Source organism: Lentzea sp. NPDC051213 (assembly GCF_044455585.1).
Taxonomy (GTDB): Bacteria; Actinomycetota; Actinomycetes; order Mycobacteriales; family Pseudonocardiaceae; genus Lentzea.
The window spans coordinates 486,126-512,079 of record NZ_JBITEX010000002.1; the positions used below are offsets into that span (position 1 = coordinate 486,126).

22 protein-coding genes are annotated in these 25,954 nt (G+C 69.8%); 15 read left to right on the top strand and 7 right to left on the bottom strand.

The window, feature by feature from the left end; all coding sequences use genetic code 11:
• The first annotated feature begins 120 nt into the window (after positions 1-120).
• From ACIA8G_RS09040 to ACIA8G_RS09070, 7 genes are all read left to right on the top strand, one after another.
• Positions 121-1,272, top strand: coding sequence for a sensor histidine kinase (locus ACIA8G_RS09040; protein WP_396417805.1), 1,152 nt, complete (start codon positions 121-123; stop codon positions 1,270-1,272).
• Entirely contained in the window at positions 1,269-1,928 is a 660-nt protein-coding gene (locus tag ACIA8G_RS09045; RefSeq protein ID WP_396417806.1) for a response regulator, read from the top strand. The genes ACIA8G_RS09040 and ACIA8G_RS09045 overlap by 4 nt, the downstream gene beginning before the upstream one ends.
• Positions 1,929-2,083: 155 nt before the next feature.
• A complete protein-coding gene (locus ACIA8G_RS09050; protein WP_396417807.1) occupies positions 2,084-2,512 on the top strand; it encodes a hypothetical protein in 429 nt (142 codons plus the stop codon).
• 18 nt (positions 2,513-2,530) lie between these two features.
• Positions 2,531-3,274 carry an ABC transporter ATP-binding protein gene (locus ACIA8G_RS09055; RefSeq protein WP_396417808.1) on the top strand — a complete coding sequence of 248 codons (744 nt, stop codon included), beginning with the start codon at positions 2,531-2,533 and terminating at the stop codon, positions 3,272-3,274.
• A complete protein-coding gene (locus ACIA8G_RS09060) occupies positions 3,271-5,760 on the top strand; it encodes an FtsX-like permease family protein (RefSeq protein ID WP_396417809.1) in 2,490 nt (829 codons plus the stop codon). Before ACIA8G_RS09055 ends, ACIA8G_RS09060 begins: the two co-directional genes overlap by 4 nt.
• Positions 5,761-5,913: 153 nt before the next feature.
• Complete coding sequence (locus tag ACIA8G_RS09065) at positions 5,914-6,444, top strand: hypothetical protein (protein WP_396417810.1); 531 nt, start codon at positions 5,914-5,916, stop codon at positions 6,442-6,444.
• Positions 6,445-6,600: 156 nt separating this feature from the next.
• Positions 6,601-8,238, top strand: a complete 1,638-nt coding sequence (locus ACIA8G_RS09070; protein ID WP_396417811.1) for a phospholipase D-like domain-containing protein — start codon at positions 6,601-6,603, stop codon at positions 8,236-8,238.
• 12 nt (positions 8,239-8,250) lie between these two features.
• Here the strand turns inward: ACIA8G_RS09070 and ACIA8G_RS09075 are convergent, their stop codons facing one another.
• The 5 genes from ACIA8G_RS09075 to ACIA8G_RS09095 all read right to left on the bottom strand — a co-directional run bounded on the left by ACIA8G_RS09075 (position 8,251) and on the right by ACIA8G_RS09095 (position 14,322).
• Positions 8,251-8,949 (bottom strand): DUF2306 domain-containing protein, encoded by a 699-nt coding sequence (locus tag ACIA8G_RS09075; RefSeq protein WP_396417812.1) that lies wholly within the window; start codon positions 8,947-8,949, stop codon positions 8,251-8,253.
• Positions 8,950-9,050: 101 nt separating this feature from the next.
• Positions 9,051-9,719, bottom strand: coding sequence for a DUF2306 domain-containing protein (locus tag ACIA8G_RS09080; RefSeq protein ID WP_396417813.1), 669 nt, complete (start codon positions 9,717-9,719; stop codon positions 9,051-9,053).
• A 102-nt stretch (positions 9,720-9,821) separates the two neighbouring features.
• A complete protein-coding gene (locus ACIA8G_RS09085; RefSeq protein ID WP_396417814.1) occupies positions 9,822-12,509 on the bottom strand; it encodes an ATP-binding protein in 2,688 nt (895 codons plus the stop codon).
• A 109-nt stretch (positions 12,510-12,618) separates the two neighbouring features.
• On the bottom strand, positions 12,619-13,470 hold the full coding sequence (locus tag ACIA8G_RS09090) for a hypothetical protein (protein ID WP_396417815.1): 852 nt from the start codon (positions 13,468-13,470) through the stop codon (positions 12,619-12,621).
• A 12-nt stretch (positions 13,471-13,482) separates the two neighbouring features.
• Positions 13,483-14,322, bottom strand: coding sequence for an alpha/beta fold hydrolase (locus ACIA8G_RS09095; RefSeq protein ID WP_396417816.1), 840 nt, complete (start codon positions 14,320-14,322; stop codon positions 13,483-13,485).
• Positions 14,323-14,365: 43 nt separating this feature from the next.
• Between ACIA8G_RS09095 and ACIA8G_RS09100 the strand changes: the two genes are divergently transcribed.
• A complete protein-coding gene (locus ACIA8G_RS09100) occupies positions 14,366-14,974 on the top strand; it encodes a TetR/AcrR family transcriptional regulator (protein WP_396417817.1) in 609 nt (202 codons plus the stop codon).
• Entirely contained in the window at positions 14,971-16,752 is a 1,782-nt protein-coding gene (locus tag ACIA8G_RS09105) for an AMP-dependent synthetase/ligase (RefSeq protein ID WP_396417818.1), read from the top strand. The genes ACIA8G_RS09100 and ACIA8G_RS09105 overlap by 4 nt, the downstream gene beginning before the upstream one ends.
• A 72-nt stretch (positions 16,753-16,824) precedes the next feature.
• Here the strand turns inward: ACIA8G_RS09105 and ACIA8G_RS09110 are convergent, their stop codons facing one another.
• The gene (locus ACIA8G_RS09110) at positions 16,825-17,391 is read right to left on the bottom strand and encodes an RICIN domain-containing protein (protein WP_396417819.1); all 567 of its coding nucleotides are present in this window, start codon (positions 17,389-17,391) and stop codon (positions 16,825-16,827) included.
• 223 nt (positions 17,392-17,614) lie between these two features.
• On the opposite strand from ACIA8G_RS09110, the gene ACIA8G_RS09115 reads away from it, so the two are divergent.
• Positions 17,615-18,487, top strand: a complete 873-nt coding sequence (locus ACIA8G_RS09115; RefSeq protein ID WP_396417820.1) for a hypothetical protein — start codon at positions 17,615-17,617, stop codon at positions 18,485-18,487.
• Here ACIA8G_RS09115 and ACIA8G_RS09120 read toward each other — a convergent pair.
• On the bottom strand, positions 18,484-19,449 hold the full coding sequence (locus ACIA8G_RS09120; RefSeq protein WP_396417821.1) for a LuxR C-terminal-related transcriptional regulator: 966 nt from the start codon (positions 19,447-19,449) through the stop codon (positions 18,484-18,486). The genes ACIA8G_RS09115 and ACIA8G_RS09120 overlap by 4 nt on opposite strands.
• Before the next feature lie 134 nt (positions 19,450-19,583).
• Here ACIA8G_RS09120 and ACIA8G_RS09125 point away from each other — a divergent pair, with 134 nt between their 5' ends.
• The 5 genes from ACIA8G_RS09125 (at position 19,584) to ACIA8G_RS09145 (ending at position 25,923) form a co-directional block, all read left to right on the top strand.
• Complete coding sequence (locus ACIA8G_RS09125; protein ID WP_396417822.1) at positions 19,584-20,486, top strand: DMT family transporter; 903 nt, start codon at positions 19,584-19,586, stop codon at positions 20,484-20,486.
• Positions 20,483-21,127 (top strand): serine O-acetyltransferase EpsC, encoded by a 645-nt coding sequence (gene epsC / locus ACIA8G_RS09130; RefSeq protein WP_396417823.1) that lies wholly within the window; start codon positions 20,483-20,485, stop codon positions 21,125-21,127. Before ACIA8G_RS09125 ends, epsC begins: the two co-directional genes overlap by 4 nt.
• A gap of 22 nt (positions 21,128-21,149) precedes the next feature.
• Entirely contained in the window at positions 21,150-22,157 is a 1,008-nt protein-coding gene (gene cysK / locus ACIA8G_RS09135) for a cysteine synthase A (RefSeq protein WP_396417824.1), read from the top strand.
• Positions 22,158-22,163: 6 nt separating this feature from the next.
• Positions 22,164-22,655 carry a cupin domain-containing protein gene (locus tag ACIA8G_RS09140; RefSeq protein ID WP_396417825.1) on the top strand — a complete coding sequence of 164 codons (492 nt, stop codon included), beginning with the start codon at positions 22,164-22,166 and terminating at the stop codon, positions 22,653-22,655.
• Positions 22,656-22,830: 175 nt separating this feature from the next.
• Positions 22,831-25,923: a M14 family zinc carboxypeptidase gene (locus tag ACIA8G_RS09145; protein ID WP_396417826.1), complete on the top strand. Its 3,093-nt coding sequence runs from the start codon at positions 22,831-22,833 to the stop codon at positions 25,921-25,923.
• Positions 25,924-25,954 lie beyond the last annotated feature (31 nt).

A 25,954-nucleotide genomic window follows, 5' to 3' on the forward strand; every position in this document is an offset into this window, starting at 1 on the left:
GGTTCGGGCCAAGCGCCCGATTACCGCGCGGACGTGAATCGCTGTGTAGTGGCGTGGCTCAGAACGATGCCCCGACTTCCCCAGCCCACGTTCTGAGCCACGCCGCTAGTGTCGGGCGGCATGGATGATGGCCCGCTGTTCCCCACCCAGTGGTGGTGGACGTTGCTGGACGTGGCGGTCGCGGCGGTCGTCGCGTCGCTGGCGCTCCAGGCTCCGACGTCCGAACCGAAGGCCATGGTCATCGGGCTCGTCATGGCGGTGGTGCTCATCGAGCGGCGCCGCAGACCGGTACTGGTCATGGGCGTGGTGTCCGCGCTGTCTGTGGTGCAGCTGCTGCTGGTGCGCGATCTGTCCGTGCACGACGTCGCGGTGCTCGTCGCGATGGCCGCCGTCGTCACACACGGCAAGTCGATGCGGTCCGCCTACGTGGCGGGTGGTGTGGTCGCGGTCGGCCTCCTGTTCGCCTTGCTGGTCGTCGGGGACACGATCCGGGACGCCGTGCTGTTCGGCGCTGTCGTCGCGTTGTGCGTGGTCGTCTGGCTGGTGAGCGTGGTGCTGAGGCTGCGCAAGGACGCGGCGGCGGCCTACGCGGACCGGGCGGCCACCGCCGAACGGGAGCGCGACCACCTCGTCGCGCTCGCCGCCGCCGCTGAACGGGCCGCCATCGCGCGCGAGTTGCACGACATCGTGGCGCACAGCCTCGCCGTGATGATCGTGCAGGCCGATGGGGCGACCTACGTGGTGGACAAGGATCCCGCCGGTGCTCGCAAGGCGTTGCGCACGGTCGCCGATGTCGGCAGAGACGCGCTGGAGGACATGCACCGGATCGTCGCCGTGCTGCGCGGCGGTTCCGACGAACCACCACCTACCCGCCGGGTCGGCCTGGACCAGCTCGAAGTGCTCGCCGAACGGGCGCGAGTCGCCGATGTGGCGGTCGAGCTGCGGGTGACCGGCGACTCCGCCGGGATCGACGCGGCGGAGGAGCTGACCGTGGTCCGGCTGGTCCAGGAAGGGCTCACGAACGTGCTGCGGCACGCCGGTCCTGGCGCGTCGGTCGAGATCGCGGTGGATCTGCTGGACGACACCGTCGAGGTCTCGGTGGCCGATGACGGCGCCGGACGGACACCTGTGGGTGGCACCAGCGGCGGCAACGGGTTGGTGGGCATGCGCGAGCGGGTGTTGCTGCACAATGGGCGATTCGCCGCGGGACCACGAGCGGGATCGGGCTGGCGAGTGCATGCCGTGCTACCGAGGAAGGCGAACTCCGCATGACGATCCGGATCGTCCTGGTCGACGACCAGGAGCTGGTGCGCGCCGGGTTCATCATGATGGTGTCCGCGCAGGACGACATGGAGGTGGTCGGCGAGGCCGGCAACGGCCGGCAGGCGCTCACCGTGCTCGACCAGGTCGAGGCCGACGTCGTGGTGATGGACATCAGGATGCCGGTGATGGACGGCATCGAGGCCACCCGCACCCTGCAGTCCAAAGTGGACCCACCGCGGGTGCTCGCACTGACGACGTTCGACACCGACGAGGACGCGTTCGCCGCGCTGCAGGCCGGCGCGAGTGCGTTCCTGCTCAAGAACTCCCCGCCCCAGCAGCTGCTCGAGGCGATCCGCATCGTGGCCGCCGGCGAGTCCGTCGTCGCGCCGCGGGTCACCCGGAAACTGCTGGACCGGTTCGCCGGGCGGCTCTCGGCCGAGAAGAGGGTGGACGAGCGGCTCGCGGGGCTCACCGAGCGCGAGCGAGAGGTGCTGGAGCTCGTCGCGGAGGGATTGTCCAACCAGGAGGTCGCCGGGCGGCTGTTCGTCTCCGAGTCGACGGTGAAGAGCCACTTCGGCAAGGTGCTGATGAAACTCGGGCTCCGCGACCGGGTGCACGCCGTGGTGTTCGCCTACGAGACGGGGCTCGTGCGCCCGTCGGGCTGACTCGGCCGGATGACCGGGGCGCCGGCCGCCGTCTAGTACCCAGGTACCGGTCGAGGGCGGTGTGAATCTTCGACTCGGGTCCGATGTGCCGGTGGCATTGCGTTGGCAGGATTCTGGCCATCGCAATTCAACGCATTCCCGGAGGACAATTCTCGATGAGCACGCCACAGCAGAAGAAAACCGTGCGACTGATCGCCTTCACGTTCGCCGCGATCGTGGTGGTCGGTGCTGTCGGCTTTGGCGTGACCTACGCCTGGCAGATCTGGCGGGGCCCGACGCAGGCGTCGAAGGCCGACTGCGACCTCGCCCAGCAGCTGCTCGACAAGGTCGTCCAGGTGCCGGCCGAGCCGGACAAGGCCAAGGCGCTCGAGGTGGAGATCCGCAACGTCCGGTACACGCAGTTCGAGGACCCGAAGAGCAGCGGCATCAGCACCGAGGTCGGCAGGTACATCGCCTGGCGGGTCAACACGGTCACCAAGCAGTCCCCAGCGCCCACCAGGGAGCAGTACGACGAGGTGGTGAAGAACGCGAACGGGCATTGCCGCGGCCATCGCGTGCTGAACATTCCCGCCTACGACTTCTGAGCCGTGAGGAACGAGGACATGAGTTTCTCGCGATCGGATTTCGCCGTCGAGGCGCACGATCTGGTGAAGATCTACGGTGATGACGTCACCGGGGTGCGTGCACTCGACGGGGTGAGCGTGGGATTTGCCCGCGGTGAGTTCACCGCGATCATGGGTCCGTCCGGATCCGGCAAGTCGACGTTGCTGCACTGCCTGGCCGGCCTCGACGCGCCGACGTCCGGCCGGGTCGTCGTGGGCGGCACGGACATCACCGCGCTGTCGGACCGACAGCTGACCGCGGTGCGCCGCGACCGGATCGGGTTCGTCTTCCAGGCCTTCAACCTGCTGCCGCAGCTCACCGCCGAGCGCAACATCACCCTGCCGCTCGACCTCGCGGGCAGGCCGGTCGACCGGGAGCGCTTCGCTCACGTCGTGGGCGTGCTCGGGCTCGGTGACCGGCTCAGCCACCGGCCGGGTGAGCTCTCCGGCGGCCAGCAGCAGCGCGTGGCGCTCGCCAGGGCACTGGTGTCCCGGCCAGAAGTGGTGTTCGCCGACGAACCGACCGGCAACCTGGACTCCCGCTCCGGCGACGAGGTGCTGCGGTTCCTGCGCACCTCAGTGCGCGAGCTCGGGCAGACGGTCGTCATGGTCACCCACGACCCCGAGGCCGCCGCACGCGCCGATCGAGTCGTGATGGTCGGGGACGGCCGGATCGTCGCGGACCTCTACGAACCGCGGCCCGACGCTCTGCGCGCCCACCGGTCACAGGTGGGTGTGCGATGAAGCTCGTCAACGCGACCGTGGTGCGCACGCAGCTCAGCGGTATCGCCCGCAGGCCGGGCAGGCTCCTGCTGACCGGGTTGTCCGTGCTCATCGCGTGCTTCCTGGTGTTCGGGGCGTTCCTGGCCCAGGACGTCGCGCTGCGGGCCACCGCCGACGCCCTGAGCACGACGCCGCCCGCGACCGACGTCGTGGTGACGACCGTCGGCGTGAACGGGCTGACCGCCGAGGAACTGGCCAGGATCCGCGCGACGCCGGGCGTCGTGGAGGCCGTCGGCCGGGTCGAGGCCAGCCTCCGGATCAAGGCGGCCGACCGCAGCAACCTCACAGTCGTCGCTGACCCCGGATCAGGCCCCCTGTCCCGGATCCGGCTGGTCAGCGGCTCTTATCCGACCGGTCCCGGGCAGGTCGCCGTCGACAGCCGGACCGCGGGCAGGCTCGCGGTCAGGGCAGGCGACCGGATCACCCTCGACAAGGGCGCGGTGGTGGTGACCGGCGTCGTGGACGGACCGGCCGATCCGGGTGAACGCGCGTACGCCCCGGACGTGGTGGCGGCCGGGCTGAGCTTCAACCCGGGGGAGTACCCCAGGATCGACATCAGGACCACGAATGCCCAGAGCCTGATCAGTGACCTCGGGGCGAGTTTCGCCCGCGAGGGGACCAGGGCGCTGAGCGTGCGGTCGGGGCAGGCCATGCGGTCGATGGAGGTGCGCGAGGCCGCCAAGCCCGTCGAACGGGTCTTCGCGCTGATCGCGATGTTCGTCGTGGTCTCGGTGGGAGCTGCCGCTCTCGTCGCGACCGCCACGTTCCGCATCGTCTTCGCGCAACGAATGCGGCAGCTGGCTCTGCTGCGCACGATCGGTGCCCAGCCCGGCCAGCTGACCCGCGCGTTGCTCGTCGAGGGCGCCGTCGTCGGCCTGGTCGCCGGTGCGATCGGTGTGCTGGCGGCGCAGGGCGCGAGCTATGCCGCGTCCGTCGGCGCGAGGTATCTGGGCACCGCGCTGCCGGCCCCCGAGTTCCAGACCGGGACGGCGATCGGTGTTGTGATCGGCGCCGTGCTGCTGACCGTTTGCGCGGTGACCGCGCCTGCGTTCAAGGCCTCGCGTGCCGCGCCACTGCAGGCGTTCCGCGCTTCCAGCACGCTGTCGGCGGAAGGGCGCATCAGTGCGCCGCGGCTGGTGGTGGGCTTGCTGCTCACCGTCGCCGCGGTGGGTCTCATCGCGTACCTCGTGGCCACCCGGCCCGAACCAGGACAGGCCGACTTCGACTCCGACGGTGCGCTGATCCAGCTCGTGCTCGCGGCCACCGCGGCGTTCGGCGCGCTGATCGCGCTGGGCCCGGTGGTGGTGGGTCCGGTGCTGGCCGCGGTGAGCTGGCCGCTGCGCAGGTACAGCGCGACCGGGCGGCTGGCCGTGGGCGGTGTCGGTGGCGCGCCACGACGAGCGGCGGGCGTGGCCGTGGTCGTCGCGCTCGGGGTGGCGCTGATCGTCGCCACGGTCGTCGGAACCAGCGGGCTGATGTCCTATTTGGACGGCAAGCTCGCCACCAGGGCACCCGCCGACCTGATCGTGTCGGGGCAGGACGACCGGTCGGGCATCAGTGCGTCGGCGGTCACCGCACTCCGCAAGGACCCTGCGCTGGCCGACGTCACCACGTTCCGCACCACGCACGTGAGGCTCGGTCAGCAGGACGCGACCGCGCTGGACCTCGACCTGACCGCCCTTCCCGCTCTGCGCGCGATCCTGCCCGCGCAGGGAGCGCCGCAGCCGGGTGAGGTGGTGCTCGCCGAGTGGGCCGCGTCCGCGCTGCAGGTCGGCAGGGGCGACCGGACCACCCTGCGGTCGGAGACGGGCGAGGTCTCCGTGACCGTGCGGGCGATCCTGCCCCTGAACGGCCCGTTCTCCAGCGGAGTGGTGCTGACTCCCGGCGATCTCGACCGGCTCGGTGCCTCGGGTCCCGCGGTGCTCGCCAACGCCGCTGCCTCAGGCGAAAAGGGCCTCAACGCGGCCCGCGATGCTGTCAAGCGCGCTGTCGCCGACGCCGAGGTCAGCACACTGGCCGACCTCCGCACCCAGGCCACGGGACAGGTGTCGGCTCTCCTGGCGGTGGCTCTGGGCCTGCTCGGTCTGACCGTGCTGATCGCGGTGGTCGGGATCGGCACGACCACGGTCCTGTCGGTGCACGAACGCACCAGCGAGATCGGCCTGCTCCGTGCGCTCGGCCTCGGCCGGGGCGGGGTGCGCGTGATGATCACCAGCGAGGCGGGTCTGTACGGCGCCATCGGCGCGGCACTGGGACTGCTGCTCGGCGTGCCGTTCGCGTGGCTGGCCATCTCGGCGCTGAACATCGGTGTGCCGCTCACGTTGCCGCTCGGGCAGTTGGGCGTGGTGGTCGGGGCGTTGGTCGTGATCGCCGCGGTGGCGGGTTTCGTGCCCGCGCGGCGGGCGGCGCGGGTGAGTCCGGTGGCGGCGCTGGCGACGACCGACTGACCGGCTGTCCGTGCTGGTTCGAGACCGCGACGGGCGTGCTGTCGCGGTCTCTTTCCGTGCCATGAAAGGACATCCGGGCAGCGTGAGGGGACCAAAGGGCGCACCCGGCCCGGCGGTGTCGATGGTTCGCGGTGGTTCCGGCCTACTGGAGTGGTGATTTGCTGGGATCGTTTCGGCGAGGAGTTCATCGGCGTCTTCGACGAGTACGAGGTCGAGGTGCTGCGGGGGTACGCCGAGGCGTTGCTCGAACTGCTCGACCACCGTGCTGGTTCGTACACGTCGATGATGCTGGGAGAGCAGGTGGTTCAGCTTCCCGGCGCGGCCACGACCGACAACCGGCTGATCGCCATCCTGCGGGAGCGTCTCGGTACGTCGGAGCCGAGCTGGATGCTCGCGTGGAGCGAGGCGCGCTGCCTGGCCGAGGTCCGGGAGGCGGTGACACACGTGCTGTCCACCTTGCCGTCCAGGGGCGGCCGGGTCCGGCTCGCCGGTCGTGCCGACGCGGTGATCTGGCTTCAGGTCACCAAGCTGTACATCGCCGCTCTCACCGCCAAGACCGACCACGCGGGAGTGACCTTCGGGCGGGACGTCGAGCCGACGACCGCCTGGCTCGAGAGCATCGCCGTGGGCCTGGCGGAGGCGGTGCGCACTGACTCGGCTGGGACGGTCGACAACGGGCGCTGAGACCGGTGTGCGGCCTTGCCCCGGACCCGCCGGGTCCGGGGCAGGGCGACAGGGGTCAGCCGATCGGCCGGGCGAGCATCAGCTCGGTGATCTCGTAACGCGGGTCCCACGTGGACCGACTCACTGGTGCAGGTCCTTGCGTGGTGAGGAACAACTATGCGCACCAGAAAATCCGACGGTCCGTTGAGCGTCCACGCGATCGCGGGTACCTACGTCGTGTTGCTGGGCCTGGACCTGGCGAAGCGGAGCTCCCGCGGACTGCTCGGATTCGCGATCGAGCGGTGGGACCCGGTCGAGAAGGAACGCTACTGGCTGCGTGGCATGAAGGTGTTCGAGGAGACCTCAGTCGGTGTCCCGCGCGGCATCCCGGTCAGCCTGCGGGAGCATCCGGTGCAGTCGTTCCAGTGGGGCGACTACACCGCCAAACCCGGTCGTCGCTACAGCTACCGCGTCGTCGCGTTGTACGGCAAGCCGAAGAACCTCGAGGAACGGCACGAGGTCACGGTCGACGTGCAGACGGAGCCGGTCGACCAGGGAACGCACGCGATCCACTTCAACCGCGGCGTGGCGGCGAGCCAGGCGTACGAGCGGGAGTTCCCGGACCACAGGCCGCGGGAGAACGACCGGACCGATCCGGCCTACGACTGGCTGTCCAGAGGGCTGGAGGAAGCCCTGCTGGCGTTCATCGGTTCCGCCGAGGGCCCCGGCTTCGCACTGCGGGGATCGGTCTACGAGTTCAACTACCCGCCCGTGCTGGAAGCCCTCAAAGCGGCGATGGACCGCGGCGTCGACGTCCGGATCGTCTACGACCGGCGCGGCAAGGAGAGCGTCGATCCGAAGAAGGTCTGGCAGAGCACCGAACCCGCGGTGACGGCAGCGGGTTTCGTGCCGCCACACATGATTCCGCGCAAGACGAACAGTTCCATCTCCCACAACAAGTTCTTCGTGCTGCTGCACAACGACGTGCCGCAGGCGGTCTGGACCGGGTCGACGAACATCACCTGGGGAGGCCTGTTCGGACAGTCCAATGTGGGCCATCTGCTGCGCGATCCGGCGGTCGCGGCCGCCTACCTCGACTTCTGGACGCGGCTCGCCGACGATCCCGCCTACCCGGCCCTTCGTCCCGCCAACACCGCTGCCGGCCCGACACCGTCCACGCCGCCCGCGACGGGAATCGGGTGCGTTTTCAGCCCTCGCACCACGCTGGACCTGATCGACTGGTACGCCGCGCAGGTGGCGAGCGCGCGCCGGTCCTTCTTCCTGACCGCGGCGTTCGGGGTGCACGAGAAGCTCGCCGAGGCGCTCCGGCCCGAGTCGGACGTGCTGCGCTATCTCGTGGTGGAGAAGCCACCGGGCGACGACGACGTCGATTTCCGCCTCGACCACGACGTGAAGGTCGCCGTCGGGTCACTGCTCACCACCGAGATCCTGGACCGGTGGACGAAGGAGCACCTGACCGGTCTCAACACCCACGTCCGGTACAGCCACACGAAGTTCATGCTCATCGATCCGCTCGGCGACACCCCGCTGGTCATCACCGGGTCGGGCAACTTCAGCGACCCGTCGGTGCGGGAGAACGACGAGAACATGCTCGTGATCCAGGGCGACACCAGGGTGGCGGACGTCTACCTCGGCGAGTTCATGCGGATCTTCAACCACTACTACTTCCGCTACCTGCACCAGAAACTCGGCAAGTCCGACGAGGTCGCGTTCCTGCGCGCCGACGACAGCTGGGTGGGGCGCTACTACGACCGCACCACACCGAGCTGCCGCCAGCGTCTCCTGTTCCGCTGAACCACAGCTCACTCAGCCGCTGACCCCGGCCGGTTCGGGCGCGGGTGCGGTGCGCTGCCGCTTGCGCACCAGCGGGGCGAGGGTCTTGTGGATGATGAAGTACTCGGCGACGACCGCACACACGGCGATCGAGCCCCAGACGGACGCGTTGTAGATCTCGTGGAACGGCAGGGAGGGCCAGACGCCCTGCAGAGCCAGGCCGATGGCGAGGAAGATGCGGAGCGCGACCGCGGCGAAGCTCAAGGCGTAGTTGCGGATCATCCAGATGCGGTGCAGCTGGATCTGTCCCGCCCGGATGGAGCGGTAGCCCTGGAAGATCGTGTACAGCCAGGCGGCGGTCAGCAGGTAGAACCCGAACTGCACAGAGGCGCCGCTGACGGAGAACGTTGCGGCCACGAGAGCCGCGACCGCCGCGAAGATCATGCTCACCACGTAGACGCGGCCGAGTACGCGGTGCAGCTTCGGGTTGCGGGCACGCAGTTTGGCGGCGAACTGGAACGGCCCGATGAACAGCACCAGGCACGCGGGCATGCCGTGCACCACGACCGACAGGTAGTGGTACGCGACGCCGTCGTTGAGCGGGATCCTGCTCTGCGCCGGGTCACCGCCGAGGTAGGGGAACGCCGCGAACACGGCGATGCCGATGGCGGAGACGGCGACCGCGGCCCAGGCGATCTGCCGCCGGACGCGACCTGAAACGGGTGAGGTCATCACAAGTACTCCTGCTCGGCTGGGTCAACGCGGGGAGAATTACACGGGCTCCGGCGATGCCGCGTCCGTGAGAACTACGTAGATCGGCTGCTACGCAACGTTCATCGCGCTCCGCTGGGCGCGCGCTCCCGCTTGCGCACCAGCGGGGCGAGGGTCTTCTGGATGATGAAGTACTCGGCGAAGACCGCGCACAGGGTGATCGAGCCCCAGACGGCCGCGTTGTAGATCTCGTGGAACGCCAGCGAGGGGAACGGGATCTGCAGGACGAAGCCGCCGAGGATGAGAAGGCGGAGTACGACGGCGGCGAAGGTCAACGCGTAGTTGCGGATCATCCAGATGCGGTGCAGCTGGATCTGTCCGTTGCGGATGGAGCGGTAGCCCTGGAAAAGGGTGTACAGCCAGGCGAAGGTCAGCAGGAAGAACCCGACCTGCACGGAAGCGCCGCCCTCGGAGAACACCGCGGGCACGGTCGCCGCGACCGCGGCGAAGATCATGCTCACCACGTAGACGCGGCCGAGTACGCGGTGCAGCTTCGGGTTGCGGGCGCGCAGCTTGGCGGAGAACTGGAACGGCCCGATGAACAGCACCAGGCTCGCGGGCATCGCGTGAATCACGGTCGAGACGTAGTACGGGACCCCGAGGTTGTTCAGCAGCTCGGCATCACCGCGGATGTATCTCTGCGCGGAGAACACGGCGATGCCGATGGCGGAGACCGCGACCGCGGCCCAGCCGATCTGCCGCCGCACGCGACCGGTGGTGGGAGAGGTCATCACAAGGCTCCTGCTCGACTGGGGTCAACGCAGGGAGAGTTCCACGGGCGCGCACGCGGTCGCGTCGGTGACAACTACGTAGGTCAGCTGCCTACGCAACGCTCAGAGCGGGAGTTCGCGCAGCTGGCGGCGGGAGGAGACGCCGAGTTTGCGGTAGATGTTGCGCAGGTGGGTGTCGACCGTGCGCGGGCTGAGGAACAGCGTCGCGGCGACCTCTTTGGACGTCGCGCCGGCGGCGACCTTGCCGACGATCAGCCGTTCCCTGGCGGTGAGCAGATCGAGCGGGTTCGTCCCGTCCCGGCGCGGGCGTTGCCCGGTGGCGAGCAGCTCGCGGGCCGCCCGTTCGGCGAACGCGCTCGCCTCGGCCGCGGTCAGCGCGTCACACGCCGCCTCCAGCTCGACGCGGGCCTCGGCGCGCCGGCCTTCGCGGCGCAACCACTCGCCGTAGTTCAGGCGCGCACGGCCGTAGTACACCCGTGCTTCGCTCAGTGCGAGCACGTCGATGGCTTCGCGGTAGTGCTTTTCGGTGTCCTCCGACACCGGATCGAGCAGTGCCTGCGAGACCAGGTACGCACCGACCGCCCTGAGGCTGCGCCCGACGCGTGCCACGGCTTCGAGCCGGACCATGGCCGCGGCGGCCACCTCCGGACGACCGGTGCGTGCTGCCGCCTCCACGAGCTCCTGGTCGAGGCCCCAGACCACGTAGGAACCGCGTTGTTCCTGCGCCTGGGCGGTGAGCAGGGCCTCCAGCGCCGCGGCGTAGTCGCCGAGTCCGTTGCGCAGCACCGCGGTCGCGTAGAGCTCGGCGACCACCTCGGCGCGGCCGACGCGTTCGACCAGCGAGTTCCGCAGCTCCTCGACCAGGCCGGCGTCACCGCGCCAGGCGGCGAGGATGAGTTCGCCGAACGCGAGGCTGACGGTGCCCACCGCCTCGTCGACCGCGCAGGCTTCCTCGATGTGCGCGGCCGCCTCGCAGTACCGCCCGAGCATGATCTTGGCGAGCGCCTGGAACCGCAGGGCCTGGGACAGCACGGCGTAGGCACCCTGTTCGTGCGCCAGCCGCACCTGGAGGGCCGAGATCGCCTGGGCGGACTCGTCGTCCTTCAGGTCGAGCGCCATCATGCAGGCGAGCTCCATCCACCGCGGGCACGAGACCGTGCGGAACGCGGCCACCGCGCGCCGCATGGCCGGCACCGCTTCCTCGACCGGCAGCAGCACCTGGGCGAGCAACGCGTCGAGCAGCAGGTCGACCGGGCGTGGCTCGGTCGGCGGCGGTGCCTGGTCGCGGATGCGGGCGCCGAGCCGCCGCAGGCGCCCCGGCAGGCGGTCGATGAACATGGCCGACGAGAAGGCTTCGATGTAGGCCTTCCTCGCACTGTCCGGCGGCAGGTCGGCGGCGGCGTCGACGAGCGCGACGGTGGCCTCCGGGCTGCGGGCGACGTGGAGGTCGATCAGGGCGTACTGCAGGCGCACCTCGGCGCGGTCCCGTGGTCGCAGCGGTCGGCGTTCGGCCTCCGCGAGCAGTTCGCGGGCCCGTGCGGGTGCCCCCGACTGCAGCCTGCCCTTGGCCGCCGAGAGCAGCCGCCTGCCCTGGTCACCGGGGTCGGGGGTCAGTTCCGCCGCGCGCTCGACCAACGCCGAGGCCGCGGCGAACCCGCTGCGCCGCTGCGTCCGCGCGGAGGCGCGGACCAGTTCCTCCGCGACCTCCTCGTCGGTGTCGTCCACCGAGTGCGCCCGGTGCCAGGCGCGGCGGTCGGGATCGGTGTCCTGGTCGGTGGCTTCGGCGAGCGCGGCGTGGACGCGCCTGCGGGTGCCGGGGGTGGCCGAGTTGTAGGCGCTCGACCGCACGAGCGGATGGCGGAAGCGCAGCCGGGGCCCGAAGGTGAGCAGGCCCTCGTCCTCCGCGGCGGTCAGGCCGGCCGGGTCGAGATCGAGCAGGTGCGCCGCGCGGCGCACCAGGCCGATGTCGCCGACCGGTTCCGCGGCGGCGAGCACCACCAGCGACCGGACGGCGGGCGGCAGCGCCTGCACCCGCCGGGCGAACTGCGCCTCCAGCGCGTCCACCACGGTGGCCCGCGACCGGTCGTCCCCGCCGGGCAGGCCCAGCGGCCCGGTCGACCGGCGGAACTCCAGCAGCGCCAGCGGGTTGCCACCGGCCTCGGCCAGGATCCGGGCGAGCACCTCGTCGCCCAGGCCGGAGCTCGGGGTCGAGTGCAGCAGCACCCGTGCGTCCGCGTCGTCCAGGCCGGACAGCCACAGGTGCGGCAGATCGGTGACCCTGGGCTCAGTGGCCTGGCTCCGCTCGGCGAGCACCAGCGCGATCCGTTCGGCGGCGACGCGGCGCGCGACGAAGCACAGCACCTGCCGGCTCCCCGCGTCGATCCACTGGATGTCGTCCACCACGCAGCACACCGGCCGGCTCTGGGCCAGCTCGTGCAACAGCCCCAGCACGGCCAGGCCGATCATCAGCGGGTTCGGCGCCGTCTCGCCGCCGAGACCGAACACCGACTCGAGCGCCTGCCGTTGCACCAGGGGAAGGTCGGTGCGGTGCCCGAGCACCGGCGTGCAGAGCTGGTGCAGAGCGGCGTACGGGAGGTCGCGCTCGAACTCGGTGCCGCTCGCACGCAGGACCAGCCAGTCGTCGAGGTCGCTGGTCGCGGTGTCGATCAGCGCGGACTTGCCCATCCCCGGTTCACCGGCCACCACCAGGGCGCCACCGCACCCGTCCGCTGCCGCACGGAGCAGGTCCTCGATCGCGCGCAGCTCCGCCTTCCGGGCGACGAACGACATGGCGCCGGCTTCCCTCCCCGCTCGGGTGACGAGTCGCCGTCACACTAACGGAGTAACAGCCGCCGACCCAGGTTCACGACCGGAACATCCGCCAGCTGATACGCAGTGATCAGCCGGCGGCCGGTTGTGGGTCACCGACTGGCCGGCCGGTGGCCGCGTAGTGGGCGATGGCGATCGCTCCCGCGATCGCCAGGGCGAACCCCGCGGCCGCCGGGACGGCGAAGCCCACGCGGACCCGGTCGTCGAGGTAGGTCAGTCCGACGAGCGAGGACACGGCCGTGTTGGTGGTGAACATGATCGCGGTGACCGTGGTGGCACCGCCCTTCTGCAGGGCCATGGCGAACAACACGGCGGCGGCGAATCCGTTGAGGACGATGGTCCAGGCCGTCGGTTCCAGCACGAGTCGCCATACATCGTCCGGGACAGTCAGTGTCCGCGCCGAGATGCCGACGACGCAGTAGCCCAGACCGGAGCCGAACGCCAGCGCCGGTGCCGCCCACTTCTCGTTGCGGTGCCTGGAAAATGCGGCGATGGCCGCGATCGGGACCACGGCACCGGCCAGGATCCACCGCCACTGCGGCGGCAGGTCCCTGGCCGGACCGGGCTCAGCGGAGACGCCGAGCAGGACCAGGCCGGCCGCGCCGATGCTCAGCGCACCCCATCCCGCCGCCACCAGGCGGGTGCCCAGGAAGGCGGAGATCGTGGCGGTCACCCCGATGCTGAACGCGAGCAACGACTGAACCAGGAACAACGGCAGCCGGTGCAGTGCCGCGGCCGCGAAGACGAAGCCCAGCACGTCCACGCCGAGACCGAGGAAGTAGATCCACTGGTGCCGCAGCGCGATCAGGTCGACGGACGCGCCGCCGTACACACCGGCCCGCCGGACACCTATGGACTCCAGGATCGAGCCACTGCCGGACGCCAGCGTCGCCAGCACAGCGAACACGTATCCCAGTGCCATCGGGCAAGTGTGTCAAAGCCGTTCTTCCGGCAGCGGTTCGGCGTGCGTGATCCAGTCGTCCACGGTGGACATGACGAGCTCGGGGGCGTCCCACATCGGGACGTGGCCGGTGCCGGGCAGCAGCCGGAACTCGGCCCCGGGAACCTCACGGCGGTAGCGGGTCGCGGCGGAGGCGTGCGGGAGGACCCAGTCGCGTTCGGCCCACGCCAGCAGGACGGGCACGGTGATCTTGTCCAGGTGCTGCGGCAGCGCGTCCTCGCTGGTGCGCAACGCGCGGGTCAGGTCGGACAGGTGGGTGAAGCGCGCGGCGGCGCGCAGGATGTGCACGGCCTCGGCCGGGGTGGTCCGTTCCCCGTGGCGGGCGATGTGCCGCAACGCGTTCCGGCGGGTGGCCGCGGCGCGGAAAGCCAATGGTGCGAGAGGAAGCGCCAGGCGGGCGCGCTGCACGGTCTTCTCGAAGAACCGGGCAACGTGCTCCGAGAGGGGATCGCCCGGATCCCACCCACATGCCGGGGACAGGGCGACGACGCTGCGCGCCCGGCCACGCGTGGCGAGCACGATGCCGAGCGCCCCGCCCAGTGAGTTCCCGGCGATGTCGACGGCCCCGATCCCGAGCTCGTCCAGCTGCCGTTCGAGGGCGTCGGCGATGTCGGCGAGGGTGCGTACACCGCCGGGCAGCGGCGGGCCGCCGTAGTGCCCGGCAAGCGTCGGGGCGATGACCTCGTAGCGCTCACTCAGGCCCGGTAGCACCGGATTCCAGTGCTGCCACGTGCCTGTGGCGCCGTGGAGCAGCAGCAAGGGAGCGCCTTCTCCCGCGCGGTACAGGGCGGGAGAACCGTTGCTATGTGCCATCTGGGTAAGTTACCGTGTGGTCATATCGGTTGGGAAGGACGACATGGCCGCGGTCGCAGGCACGAAAGGAATGCCCCGCGCCGAACGTGAGGCGCTGATCCTCGACGCCGCCACGAGCCTGTTCGCCGAGCGCGGGTTCGTCGCGACGTCGCTGTCGGACGTCGCCGCCGCGGCCGGCATCACCAAGCCCCTCGTCTACAGCTACTTCGGCCCCAAGGACGACCTGTTCGCCGCGTGCCTCGCCCGCGCGAGCGCCAACATCGTGACCCACGTCGAAGCCGCGCTCGTCGACGTCGCGCCGGGGGTCGACGCGGCGTTCGTCGTCCTCGAGGCGATGTTCACCGCGCTGGCGCCGCGCCCGCAGGACTGGTCACTGCTCTACGACACCACCGTCCCGTCCGGCACCGCCGTCGCCGCCAAGCTCCGCGATCACCGGCGACTGGTGGCCGCGCCCGCGATCATCGGTGTTCGCCAGGGCGCCCTGGCCAACGGCCTCACCGACGCCGACGACATCACCGCGGCGACCGAGGTCTGGCTCAGCGTCCTCTCCGCCCTGGTGCGCTGGTGGCTCGCGCACCCCGACCAGACCGTTCAGGACATGCTCGCCCGCTGCCATCGAATGTTCACCGCGATCACGGGGCAGGAACGATGACCGAACCCATGCCGCACACGCTCTGCGCCGCGTTCCAGAACACGTCAGTCGCGCACCCCGGCAAGGTCGCGCTGCGCACCGCGGACGACGCCGTCGCCATCACCTGGGCGGGCTACGCGGAGCGGGTCCGCCGCATCGCCGAAGGCCTGCACGCACTCGGCGTCCGCCGCGGCGACGCCGTCGCGATCATGATGACCAACCGCCCGGAGTTCCACCTCGTGGACTGCGCCGCCCTGCACCTGGGCGCCACGCCGTTCTCGATCTACAACACCCTGGCACCCGGCCAGATCGCCCACCTGCTGGGCAACGCGCGGAACAGGATCGCGATCTGCGAGGCGCAGTTCGCCGGTCGGCTCCGGGCCGCGGATCCGGACGAGCAGGTCGAGCACCTGATCTGCGTCGACGGCGCCGTCGAGGACGCCGTCACCCTGGACCAGGTGGCGGCGCTGACGTCCGAGGGCTTCGACTTCGACGCCGCGTGGCAGGCGGTCGAGCCGGGTGACATCGCGACGATCATCTACACGTCCGGGACGACCGGTCCGCCGAAAGGGGTCGAGCTGACCCACGCGAACCTGCTCGCCGAACTCGGCGCGGTCGCGAGCATCGTGCGGGCCGGTTTCGACGACAGCATCGTGTCCTACCTGCCCGACGCCCACATCGCGAACCGGTGGGGCGCCCACTACACCAACCTCGCGCACGGCACGCAGATCATCACGATCCCCGACCACAAGCAGCTCGTCGGTACGTTGCCGGTGGTGCGGCCGACGGTCTTCGGTGCCGTTCCGCTGGTCTGGTACAAGATCAAGGCCGGGGTCGAAGCGGCTCTCGCGGCCGAGCCCAGCAAGGTGAAGAGCGGCCTCGCCACCTGGGCGATCAGCACCGGGATCAAGGTCGCGCGCCTCAGGTCCGACCGCAAGCCGGTGCCCCCGCTGCTCACCGCCCAGCACGCGCTCGCCGAGCGGCTCGTCCTGAGCAAGCTCCGGCACCGGATGGGCCTCGACCGCGTCCGGATCGCGGTCAGCGGAGCCGCGGGAATCGCACCGGACGCGCTCGCCTTCATGCTCGGCCTCGGCGTCCCGGTCTGCGAACTCTGGGGCATGTCCGAGACGTCCTGCGCCGCGATCGCGAACCCGCCGGACGCGATCCGCATCGGCACCGTGGGCACGGTCGTCCCCGGCGGCACCGAGATCAGGGTCGCTGAAGACGGCGAACTGCTCGTCCGCGGACCGCTGGTGATGCGCGGCTACCGCAACGATCCCGAGAGGACGGCGGAGGCCGTCGATCACGACGGCTGGTTGCACACCGGCGACGTCGCCACGATCGACGCCGACGGCTACGTCCGCATCGTCGACCGCAAGAAAGAACTGATCATCAACGCCGCGGGCAAGAACATGAGCCCGTCCAACATCGAAGGCGCCATCAAGGTCGCCGTGCCGCTCGCCCAGGCGGTCGTCGTCATCGGCGACGACAGGCCCTACGTGACCGCGCTGCTCACCCTGGACCCGGACGCCTGCGCCGCCTACGCCACCAAGGCCGGCCTGCCCGACTCCTCCCCGGCCGCCCTGGCCCGGCACCCCGAGGTCCACGCGCTGATCGAGGCAGGTATCAAGCAGGCCAACGAAAAGCTGTCCCGCGTCGAGCAGGTCAAGAACTTCACCGTCCTGCCCGCGAGCTGGGAGCCGGGCGGCGACGAGCTCACCCCGACCATGAAGCTCAAGCGGCGGCCGATCACCGAGAAGTACGCCGAGGAGATCGACGAGCTCTACCGGCGGTCCTGAATCTCGAACCCGACCCGCGGCACGGCCGGGCCGGGTGCCGTCCGCACCCGGCCCTGCCGCGACGAGCAGGACTCAGCCGATGTTGAGCCGGAACTGCTGCTCCGCCTTGCCGGGGATGCAGTCCCAGATGTTCATGACCACCCGGTCGTCGGTGTTGCCCCACGGCACGTTGACGCAGCGGCCGCTGAACCGGCTGACGAAGTTGTAGTAGCCGTTGCCGAGGTCCACCAGCCGGTACTGCTGGGTGAAGCTGCCGTTGCAGTTGAACTGCTGGGTGCGGGCCCCGTTCCAGTAGCCGCCGTGCTCGATGTCGATGCACTTGCGGCTGCTCTGGTTCGAGATCTCGTAGTAGCCGTCGGCGTTGGAGAGGAACAGGAACTTCGCGGCGGGCGTGCGGTCGCAGCGGTACTGCTGGATCCACGCGCCGTTGTCGCTCGAGCCGCCCGCCACGTTGACGCACTTGCCGCTGTTGCGGATGATCGCCTCGGCGTAGAAGGCGCCGGGCAGGGCCGCGGCCGCAACGGTGTTCGGCACCGAGCCCGCCGCCGGTGCGGCGACGGCCGGTGCGGAGATGCCCGCCAGCGCCGTGATCGCCAGGCCGGCGGCGACGGCGAGACCGCGGACGAGTCTGTTGTGCATTGGTGGTGCTCCCAACTGGTGTGGAGTGTTCCCCGACTGGGGTGTGGCCACGTTAGGCAGCGGATTCCGTGCTGCGTAAGGGAACGAGCGGCCAATGGCCGCTACCGGCCAGCGGCGGTGACCGGGTTCGGTCATTGGCCGGATCCGGTCGTTCCGCGGTGTTCTTTCTCCGGGCTGGTCTGCGTAGGTTGTGCGCGCTGCCTACGTTTTCGAGGGAAACTCCATGGGATTGCGGAAAGTCGTGCTCGCCGTCGTGGTGGGCCTGGCCACGTTGTTCATCAGACCCGCGGTGGCCGATCCGGGCGAGCCGTGCTCGTTGTGGGAGCGTCAGGTCTACGCCATCACGACCACGGGCGGACTCGTCGAGCACGGGTTCTGCCTCGAGGCCAACCGCACCGTGTCGCGCTGGGCCGGCGAACGGGTCGTGGCGACCTCTGGCTGGGGCGAGGTCTCCCAGGCGTTCTGGTCCGGCACCGTGCACGGAACCGGTGTCTACTACCGGGTCGACGCCGGTGTCCTGCAGTGGTCGAGTGATCTCCAGTCGTGGCAGCGGATCGGTGCCTGGATCGACTGGAGCACGGTCACCTCGCTGACCTCCGCGGAGCCGGGCGTCATCTACGGCACGGAACCGTCCGGGAAGGTGCGCAAGTGGGTGCACCTGGGCTGGCAGGACGGCACGGACACCTGGGGCCGCACCAGCGTGGTGGGAACGCTCCCACCGGCGAGTGCGCTGCTCGGCCAGACCCGTGACGGGTTCATCGGCATCGACGGCACCGGCCTCGGCGACGTCGTGCACGTCTGGCCGGAGGGCTTTGCCACCACCAGCTTCCGCATCTCCGTGCCGCCGGGCGTCGAGCGGGGCCGGCTCGTGCCGTTCGACCTGCAGCAGCGGTACCCGAACTCCGCCTTCGCGCTCACGTCCGCCGGCCGGCTGGCGTTGTTGCTCCCGGTCAAGTGCGAGAAGCTCGACCGCGCCTGGCGTGCCGACGACGAGACCGGCGGTGGGTACCGGCAGATCTTCGCCGGCGGCTACGTCGAACACGGCACCGGTCCGGTCGAATGGCAGTGCACCGGACCGGGCAAACCTGGCAACTAGTAGTCGAGCCAGCCGTCACGCACGATCATCGCGGTCGCCGTGATCCGGTTGTCGACCCCGAGAAGATCGAGGGCGGCGGAGATGTGCCGGCGCACGGTCCGTTCGCTCACGTCGAGGTGGCGGGCGATCGCGGCGTCGGTCATGCCGCCGATCATGAGCCGCAGCACCGTGCGCTGGTTGGCCGAGAACTTGCTCTCCACCCCGTTGTCCTGCAACGGAAGCGCCTGGTTCCACAGCATCTCGAAGTACCCGCGCAGCGCGGCCACGATGACGGGTGCCCTGACCAGCACGGCACCCTCCATCCCCGTGCGGTCGAGGGGGAGCAGCGCCGCGCGGTCGTCGACGAGGACCATCTTCATCGGCAGTTCGGGGGCCACGCGCAGCTGCCAGCCGCCCTCCGTGCAGCGGCGGACCATCTCGCCGGCGAACGGCAGGTCCAGCACCGGCCGCGCGTAGATGTTGCGGAACCTGACCCCGCGTTCGAGCACGACGGCCGGCGGCACCTTCGCCGACCGGCCGTCGGGCGGGTTGCGGTAGTGCTCCGTCTCCAGGTTGGAGAACTCGCGTTCGGCCGAGAGGCACAGCTCCACCGACAGCGCGCCGATCTCCGCCGGGTCGGTGTAGACGCGGACCGCGGAGTCGTCGCGATCCGCGCCGGCGACGTATTCCTTTTGCAGCACCTGCATCTGCTCGCGCACGCGCACGATCATGCGGTGCTGCTCGAGCACCTGCCGTTGCACGCTGATCAACGCCTGGTCGACCGCCCGCGACGGCTCGACCGGTACGATCACCGGTTCGCCGACGAACCTGCGGCGCGCGAACCCAGCCTCCACCAACTCGTCCATTTCGGGCGACGAGGCCACTTCTGGATCGTCCGAGACGCGCAACTCGCCCGTTCGCAGCAACCGCTGGTAGAGCTCGGCCGCCGGACCGCGCAGCAGTCCGGCCAGCAACTCCGACATTCGCGTCTCCTCCCCGAACACGCGTCAAGGCGGAGAACCTAGCGGATCACCCACGTTGCACGCGCTCGACCACGGCCCTAGCAACTTCTGCTGAAGTTGCTGAATTACTGACTGATGACCCGAATCGAGAAGCAATGGACAAGGCATCCGTCGCCCGCTTCCTGCTGCTGGCGCTGCTGTGGGGCAGCAGCTTCACCTTCATCAAGGTGTCCCTCGAAGGTCTGACACCGGGGCAACTCGTGCTCAGCAGACTCATTCTGGGCGCGGCCGTGCTGCTCTCGATCGCGGCCATCCGCAAGGTCGCCCTGCCGCGGTCCGTCGAAGTCTGGGGCCACATCGCCGCCGCCGGCCTGTTCGGGAACGTGATCCCGTTCCTGCTGCTGTCCTACGGGGAGAAGACCACCGGCGCCGGGATCGCGGGAGTCCTGATCGGCGCCACCCCGCTGCTGACGCTCGCGCTCGCCACGGCCGCCCTGCCGACCGAGCGCGCGACCCCGCGCAAGGGGATCGGCCTGGCGCTCGGCTTCATCGGCGTGGTGCTGCTGATCGGCCCGTGGCACGAGTCGCTCGGTTCGCTCAGCGGGCGGCTGGCCTGCTTCGGCGCGGCCGTGAGCTACGCGATCGGGTTCGTGTACGTCCGGAAGTTCCTCTCGCCGCTCGGCCTGGCCCCGCTGTCACTGGCCGCGTCGCAGCTCGTCTCGGCGGCGGTGCTGCAGGCGGTGGTCACCCCGTTCCTCGGCTGGCGCACCCCCGACGTCACCGTCCCGGTGCTGTTCAGCATCGTGCTCCTCGGGCTGCTCAGCACCGGCCTGGCCTACGTCCTCTACTTCCGCCTGATCGGCGACGTCGGTGCCACCACCGCGTCGGCGGTCAACTACGTGGTGCCGGTGTTCGCGGTGCTCCTCAGCGTGCTGTTCCTCGGTGAGCCCGTCACGTGGAACCTCCTGGCCGGCGGCCTGGTCGTGCTCGTCGGCGTGGCCTACGCGGAGAACAGGCTCGGACAGCTCCGCAAGGAGAACGCGGGAGCGGTCAGGTGAGCCCACGGGCGTTGCTCCGCGCGATCACCGCGGACCTCGACATGGTGCTGGACCGGGACCCGTCCATCGAGTCGCGCAGCGAGGCGTTGCTGCACCCGACGGTGATCGCGATCTGGGGGTATCGCGTGTCGCACTGGTTGCACCTGCGGGGTCACCGGCGCGGCGCCCGGTTGGTCATGGTCATCGCCAGGCTGCTGACCGGTGGCATCGAGATCCACCCCGGTGCGCAGATCGGCCGCGGTTTCTTCATCGACCACGGCGCGGGTGTGGTGATCGGCGAGACGGTCATCATCGGCGACGACGTCACGATCTTCCACCAGGTGACGCTCGGCGCGGTCGGGTGGTGGCACGACAACCAGCGGCCGGAGGGCTCACGCCGGCACCCGAAGCTCGGCGACCGGGTCGTCGTCGGCGCCAACGCGACGCTGCTCGGCCCGATCACCATCGGCCACGACTCCGTGGTGGGCGCTCAGGCGCTCGTCATCCGCGACGTTCCCGCGGACTCGCGCGTCCTGGCGCCGTTCTCCGTGCCGGCCTTGAGGTCGACCCGCGGCGTGGTGAAGGCGGCCAGGGCACGTCACCCCGTCGCGACCACGGCGCTGCGGCACAAGGGCGCGCCGGCCGTCTTCCCCACCTGGTGACACCCAACCGATCGGAGCACCCGTGGACACCCTCACCAGACGGCCACCGGCCCAGACGATCGCGGACCTGATCGGCGGCACGCCCACCGTCCGGCTCGATCTCGGCGTGACCAGCGCGACCCTCTACGCCAAGCTGGAGATGGCCAACCCCCTGTCCAGCGTGAAAGACCGTGCCGCGCTCTACATGGTCAACGGCGCGGAACAGCGCGGTGAGCTGACCAGGGGCTCGGGCACCATCGTCGAGGCGACCTCGGGCAACACCGGCATCTCGCTCGCCGCGATCGCCGCCGCCCGCGGGTACAGGTGCGTGATCGTCCTGCCGGACAGCGCGACCAGCGAACGCCTCCAACTGCTGCGCGCGTTCGGCGCGGAGATCGTGCTGACCCCGTACCAGGAGGGGTACGTCGCGGCGATCGCCAAGGCCGAGGAGATCCACCGCGAGCGGCCGGGGTCGTGGTTCGCCTGCCAGCACGAGAACTCGGACAACGTGGCGGCGCACTACGCCACGACCGGGCCGGAGATCTGGAACGACACCGACGGCGAGGTGGACGTCTTCGTCTGCGGTGTCGGCACCGGCGGCACGCTCAGCGGCACCGCGCGCTACCTGAAGGAACGCAACCCCGCGGTTCGCGTGGTCGCGGTGGAGCCTGAGGGTTCCCCGGTCCTCAGCCAGGGGTGGGGCGGTCTGCACCGCATCCCCGGCCTCAACGGCGGTTTCGTCGCGCCGACGACCGACGTCGACCTGATCGACGACGTCCTGACGGTGTCCAACGAGGACGCCTACAGCACGGCGCGGGAACTCGCCCGGACGGCGGGGCTGCTCGTCGGCGTCTCCTCCGGCGCGGCGGCGCACGCCTGCCGGGTGCTCTCCTCGCGGCCCGAGTACGCGGGCAAGAACTTGGTGACCGTCTTCCCCGACACGGGCGAGCGGTACCTCTCGTGGTTCAACCAGGACAACTCCAACACCGACTCCAACACCGACTCCAGCACCGACAGCGGCGAGACGCACGCAGCCATCAACGAGGAGTGAACTGACATGACGCAGTTGTCCCGCATCCTGCTGCCCGGCGAGGGCGAGTCGGTGCAGATCGGCACGACCACCCACACCACCTTCAAGGCCCAGGGCAGCGAGACGGACGGGAAGCTCGGCCTGTACGAGCACCGGATGGACCCAGGAGCACCCGGCGCCTCGCCGCACGTCCACAACGAACAGCTGGAGGCGTTCTACGTCCTGCACGGCATGGTGGAGCTCCACCTCGACGGCAAGTCGTTCGCCGCACCGCCGGGGACCTACGTGAACGTCCCGATGGGGGTGTCGCACGGGTTCCACAATCCCTACAAGGACCAGGCGACGATGCTCATCATCTTCACCCCCGCGCTCAACCGCGAGGAGTACTTCCGGGGCCTCGCCGAGATGTACGCGGACGGCAACAAGCCCACCGAGGACGAGCTGCTGACCCTGATGGCGAAGTACGACCAGTTCGAGGTGACGGTGGACGGCACCGTGCCGGGCTGGGGCAGGCACTGAGAGGAGGCGGGCGCCCCAGGTTGGGGCGCCCGCGTCACGCCGTGCGTCCGATCGGTCACGTACAGGAGTGCTTTCAGGGCAACGGATAGGGCCGAAAGGCCCCGTCTGTGTAACGCCCGAACGGCGTAGCGTCGCTCTGGTCTTGCGTCGACCACGCACGTGCCGGAGGAACGCAATGAAGCGGTCCGCGACTTTCCTGTCAGCATTGGCCCTCGTCATCGGCGGCGTGGTGGTGTCGCCCGCCGTGGCCGCGCCGAGCAACGATCCGCTGGACGTCTACGTCGCCCAGGTGACCGGAGAACAGGCCGGTGAGCTTTCCAGACAGGGCTTCGACATCACCGAGAGCAAGGCCAGCGGTGACAAGGTCGAGGTGGAGCTGGTGCTCGCCGGCAGCCAGCAGAAGGAGCTCAGCCGGCGCGGCATCGACGCGAAGGTCAAGAAGAACAAGGACGGCAAGAGCGCCAAGCAGCTCGCGACCGAGCAGGCCGCCAACGGGTTCACCGTCTGGCGGTCCTTCGACGAGGCCGGCGGGATTCGCGACCAGCTCTACGCCTTGGCGCGCAACAACCGCAACCTGGTCAAGCTCGAGGTGCTCGGCAAGACCGGGCAGGGGCGCGAGATCATCGCGGTCAAGGTGACGCAGGGCGCCAACGGGCAGCAGGACGGGAGCAGGCCCGCGGTTCTCTACTCGTCGACGCAGCACGCGCGTGAGTGGATCAGCACCGAGGTGAACCGACGGTTGCTGAACCACGTCGTGAACAGGTTCAAGGCGAACGACCCGGAGATGAAGAACCTCCTCAAGGACACCGAGCTGTGGTTCGTGCTCGTCGCGAACCCGGACGGCTACGAGTACACGTTCGACGCGGAACGCTTGTGGCGCAAGAACCTGCGCGACAACGACGGCAACGGGCAGGTCAACCTCGGCGACGGCGTCGACCCGAACCGCAACTTCGACGAGCACTTCAACTACGACAACGAGGGCTCGTCCTCGGCGACCGCGAGCGACACCTACCGCGGGCCGAGCGCGGCTTCCGAGCCGGAGACCAAGGCGATGCAGGGACTGCTGAACCGGATCAAGCCGAAGTTCCAGTCCAACTGGCACTCCGCCGGTCAGTGGATCCTCTACCCGCAGGGCTGGCAGACCGGATCGCCCGAGGCCGACAACCCGATCTACGTCGCGCTCGCCGGCACCGACGCCAAGCCCGCGATCGCCGGGTTCGACCCCGGGATCAGCTCCGACGAGCTGTACGTGACGAACGGCGAGACCACCGACTACGCTGACGCCCGCAACGGAACCGTGGCGTTCGTCCCCGAGCTCAGCGAAGGCTGCGAGGGCTGCGGCTTCGTCTTCCCCGACGACGAGGCGCTCGTCGAGGCGGAGTTCCAGAAGACGCTGCCGTTCTCGATGTCGCTCGCCAGGTCCGCGCTCGACCCGGCCAACCCGAAGTCCGCGGTCGGCGTCGAGGTCAAGCCGTTCTACCTCGACCAGGCCGAACTGGACCAGGAGAACGGCCCACTGTCCATGTTGGACTTCACGTTCGACGTGTCCTACGGCGATCCGCAGGAAGTCCGCGTGCTGGCCAAGAAGTCGCTCGGCGCGGTCACCGCGAAGTGGCAGATCGGCAACGGGCCGGTGCAGAGCGCGCCGACGACCGAGTGGACCGGCGGTGAGCGCTACGGCACCGGCAACGCGAACTACTACCACGTTGTCCGCGGCACGGTGACCGGAACGAGCCCCGGTGACCAGGTCAAGGTGTGGTTCGAGGGTGGCGGCCAGACAAGCGGTTCGTTCACCTACAGCGCCGTCTCCGAGACCGGTGACGACGTGCTCGTCCTCGCCGCCGAGGACTACACCGGCGCATCGCCCGCGATGCCCGGCGTGACGGCACCGAAGTACCTGTCGTACTACACCGACGCCCTCACGGCCAACAACGTCAGCCACGACGTCTACGACGTGGATGCCAACGGCCGCAAGGCACCCGACGCGCTCGGCGTGCTCAGCCACTACCGCGCCGTCGTCTGGTACACCGGCGACGACATCATCACGCGGGAACCCGGCTGGGGCGGCGGCAACGCGTCCAGCCTGGCGCAGACCGAGCTGCTCGAGGTCCGCGACTACCTGAACGAGGGCGGAAAGGTGCTCTACACCGGCAAGTTCGCCGGGCACCAGTACGCCACCGGGCACGGCACGCAGCTCTACGACCCGTTCGAGAACAAGCAGTGCAGCACGCTGCCCGACGTCGCGCTGCGCTGCCGTCCGCTCTCCGGTTCCGGCGACAACGTGAACGACGTCATCGAGTACTGGTTCGGTGCGTCGATCATCAACGAGGGCACGGGCCAGGACGACAACGGCGACACGTTCGGCGTCAACGGGGTCGCGACTCCGTACACCGGACTCACGTGGGACCTCAACGGGCTGGCAAGCGCGCAGAACCAGGACCACACGGCGTCGTTCCTGACGACGAGCGGCCTGCTGCCGGTCAACCAGTACCCGCAGTTCACCAGCAACGTCGCCGCCGCGTGGGATCGCCCGGGCGGGCCGTTCGCGCCGCACACCGGCGAGTTCTACATGTACTCGCAGATCAGCGACGTGACGTACAAGCGGCTGACGCGCACGATCACCGTTCCCGCGGGCGGCGCCCAGATGTCGTTCTGGACGTCCTTCGACACCGAACCCGCGTGGGACCACGTGTTCGTCGAGGCCCGCACCGCCGGTGGCACCAACTGGACGACGCTGCCCGACATCAACGGGCACACCACGTCGGCTCCCGGCGACAGCTGCCTGGCGGGCTGGCGGGACCTGCATCCGCAGCTCGACCACTACCAGACCCTCAACGCCGACGGCACCTGCTCACCCACCGGTTCCAGCGGCGTCTGGAACGCGGCGTCCGGCGGCTCCGGCGGCTGGCAGCAGTGGAACGTCGACCTTGCCGCCTACGCGGGTGGCCAGGTGGAGGTCTCCATCGCCTACGCGAGCGACTGGGCCGTGCAGGGGCTGGGTGTGTTCATCGACGACATCACCGTGTCGACCAGTGAGGGCTCGACGTCGTTCGAGTCCGGTTTGGACGGTTGGGTCGTCTCGGGTTCGCCCTCTGGGAGTGCCCCGAACGGCAACGACTTCACCCGCACGACCGCTGCCGGCTTCCCGGAAGGTGCTGTGGTGAAGACCGCCGACACGCTGTACTTCGGGTTCGGTTTCGAGGGCATCAGCAGTGTTGCGGCGCGGAACGAGGTGATGAACCGGTCGATGAGTCATCTGCTCGGGTGAGCGGGGAGGGCCCGGCGGACGTTCAGCGCCG

What these genes read in the sequence shown, in the direction of transcription:
- ACIA8G_RS09040 (WP_396417805.1), top strand. Translation starts at nt 121, where the DNA reads ATGGATGATGGCCCGCTGTTCCCCACCCAGTGGTGGTGGACGTTGCTG.
- ACIA8G_RS09045 (WP_396417806.1), top strand. Translation starts at nt 1,269, where the DNA reads ATGACGATCCGGATCGTCCTGGTCGACGACCAGGAGCTGGTGCGCGCC.
- ACIA8G_RS09050 (WP_396417807.1), top strand. Translation starts at nt 2,084, where the DNA reads ATGAGCACGCCACAGCAGAAGAAAACCGTGCGACTGATCGCCTTCACG.
- ACIA8G_RS09055 (WP_396417808.1), top strand. Translation starts at nt 2,531, where the DNA reads ATGAGTTTCTCGCGATCGGATTTCGCCGTCGAGGCGCACGATCTGGTG.
- ACIA8G_RS09060 (WP_396417809.1), top strand. Translation starts at nt 3,271, where the DNA reads ATGAAGCTCGTCAACGCGACCGTGGTGCGCACGCAGCTCAGCGGTATC.
- ACIA8G_RS09070 (WP_396417811.1), top strand. Translation starts at nt 6,601, where the DNA reads ATGCGCACCAGAAAATCCGACGGTCCGTTGAGCGTCCACGCGATCGCG.
- ACIA8G_RS09075 (WP_396417812.1), bottom strand. Translation starts at nt 8,949, where the DNA reads ATGACCTCACCCGTTTCAGGTCGCGTCCGGCGGCAGATCGCCTGGGCC.
- ACIA8G_RS09080 (WP_396417813.1), bottom strand. Translation starts at nt 9,719, where the DNA reads ATGACCTCTCCCACCACCGGTCGCGTGCGGCGGCAGATCGGCTGGGCC.
- ACIA8G_RS09085 (WP_396417814.1), bottom strand. Translation starts at nt 12,509, where the DNA reads ATGTCGTTCGTCGCCCGGAAGGCGGAGCTGCGCGCGATCGAGGACCTG.
- ACIA8G_RS09090 (WP_396417815.1), bottom strand. Translation starts at nt 13,470, where the DNA reads ATGGCACTGGGATACGTGTTCGCTGTGCTGGCGACGCTGGCGTCCGGC.
- ACIA8G_RS09095 (WP_396417816.1), bottom strand. Translation starts at nt 14,322, where the DNA reads ATGGCACATAGCAACGGTTCTCCCGCCCTGTACCGCGCGGGAGAAGGC.
- ACIA8G_RS09100 (WP_396417817.1), top strand. Translation starts at nt 14,366, where the DNA reads ATGGCCGCGGTCGCAGGCACGAAAGGAATGCCCCGCGCCGAACGTGAG.
- ACIA8G_RS09105 (WP_396417818.1), top strand. Translation starts at nt 14,971, where the DNA reads ATGACCGAACCCATGCCGCACACGCTCTGCGCCGCGTTCCAGAACACG.
- ACIA8G_RS09110 (WP_396417819.1), bottom strand. Translation starts at nt 17,391, where the DNA reads ATGCACAACAGACTCGTCCGCGGTCTCGCCGTCGCCGCCGGCCTGGCG.
- ACIA8G_RS09115 (WP_396417820.1), top strand. Translation starts at nt 17,615, where the DNA reads ATGGGATTGCGGAAAGTCGTGCTCGCCGTCGTGGTGGGCCTGGCCACG.
- ACIA8G_RS09120 (WP_396417821.1), bottom strand. Translation starts at nt 19,449, where the DNA reads ATGTCGGAGTTGCTGGCCGGACTGCTGCGCGGTCCGGCGGCCGAGCTC.
- ACIA8G_RS09125 (WP_396417822.1), top strand. Translation starts at nt 19,584, where the DNA reads ATGGACAAGGCATCCGTCGCCCGCTTCCTGCTGCTGGCGCTGCTGTGG.
- ACIA8G_RS09140 (WP_396417825.1), top strand. Translation starts at nt 22,164, where the DNA reads ATGACGCAGTTGTCCCGCATCCTGCTGCCCGGCGAGGGCGAGTCGGTG.
- ACIA8G_RS09145 (WP_396417826.1), top strand. Translation starts at nt 22,831, where the DNA reads ATGAAGCGGTCCGCGACTTTCCTGTCAGCATTGGCCCTCGTCATCGGC.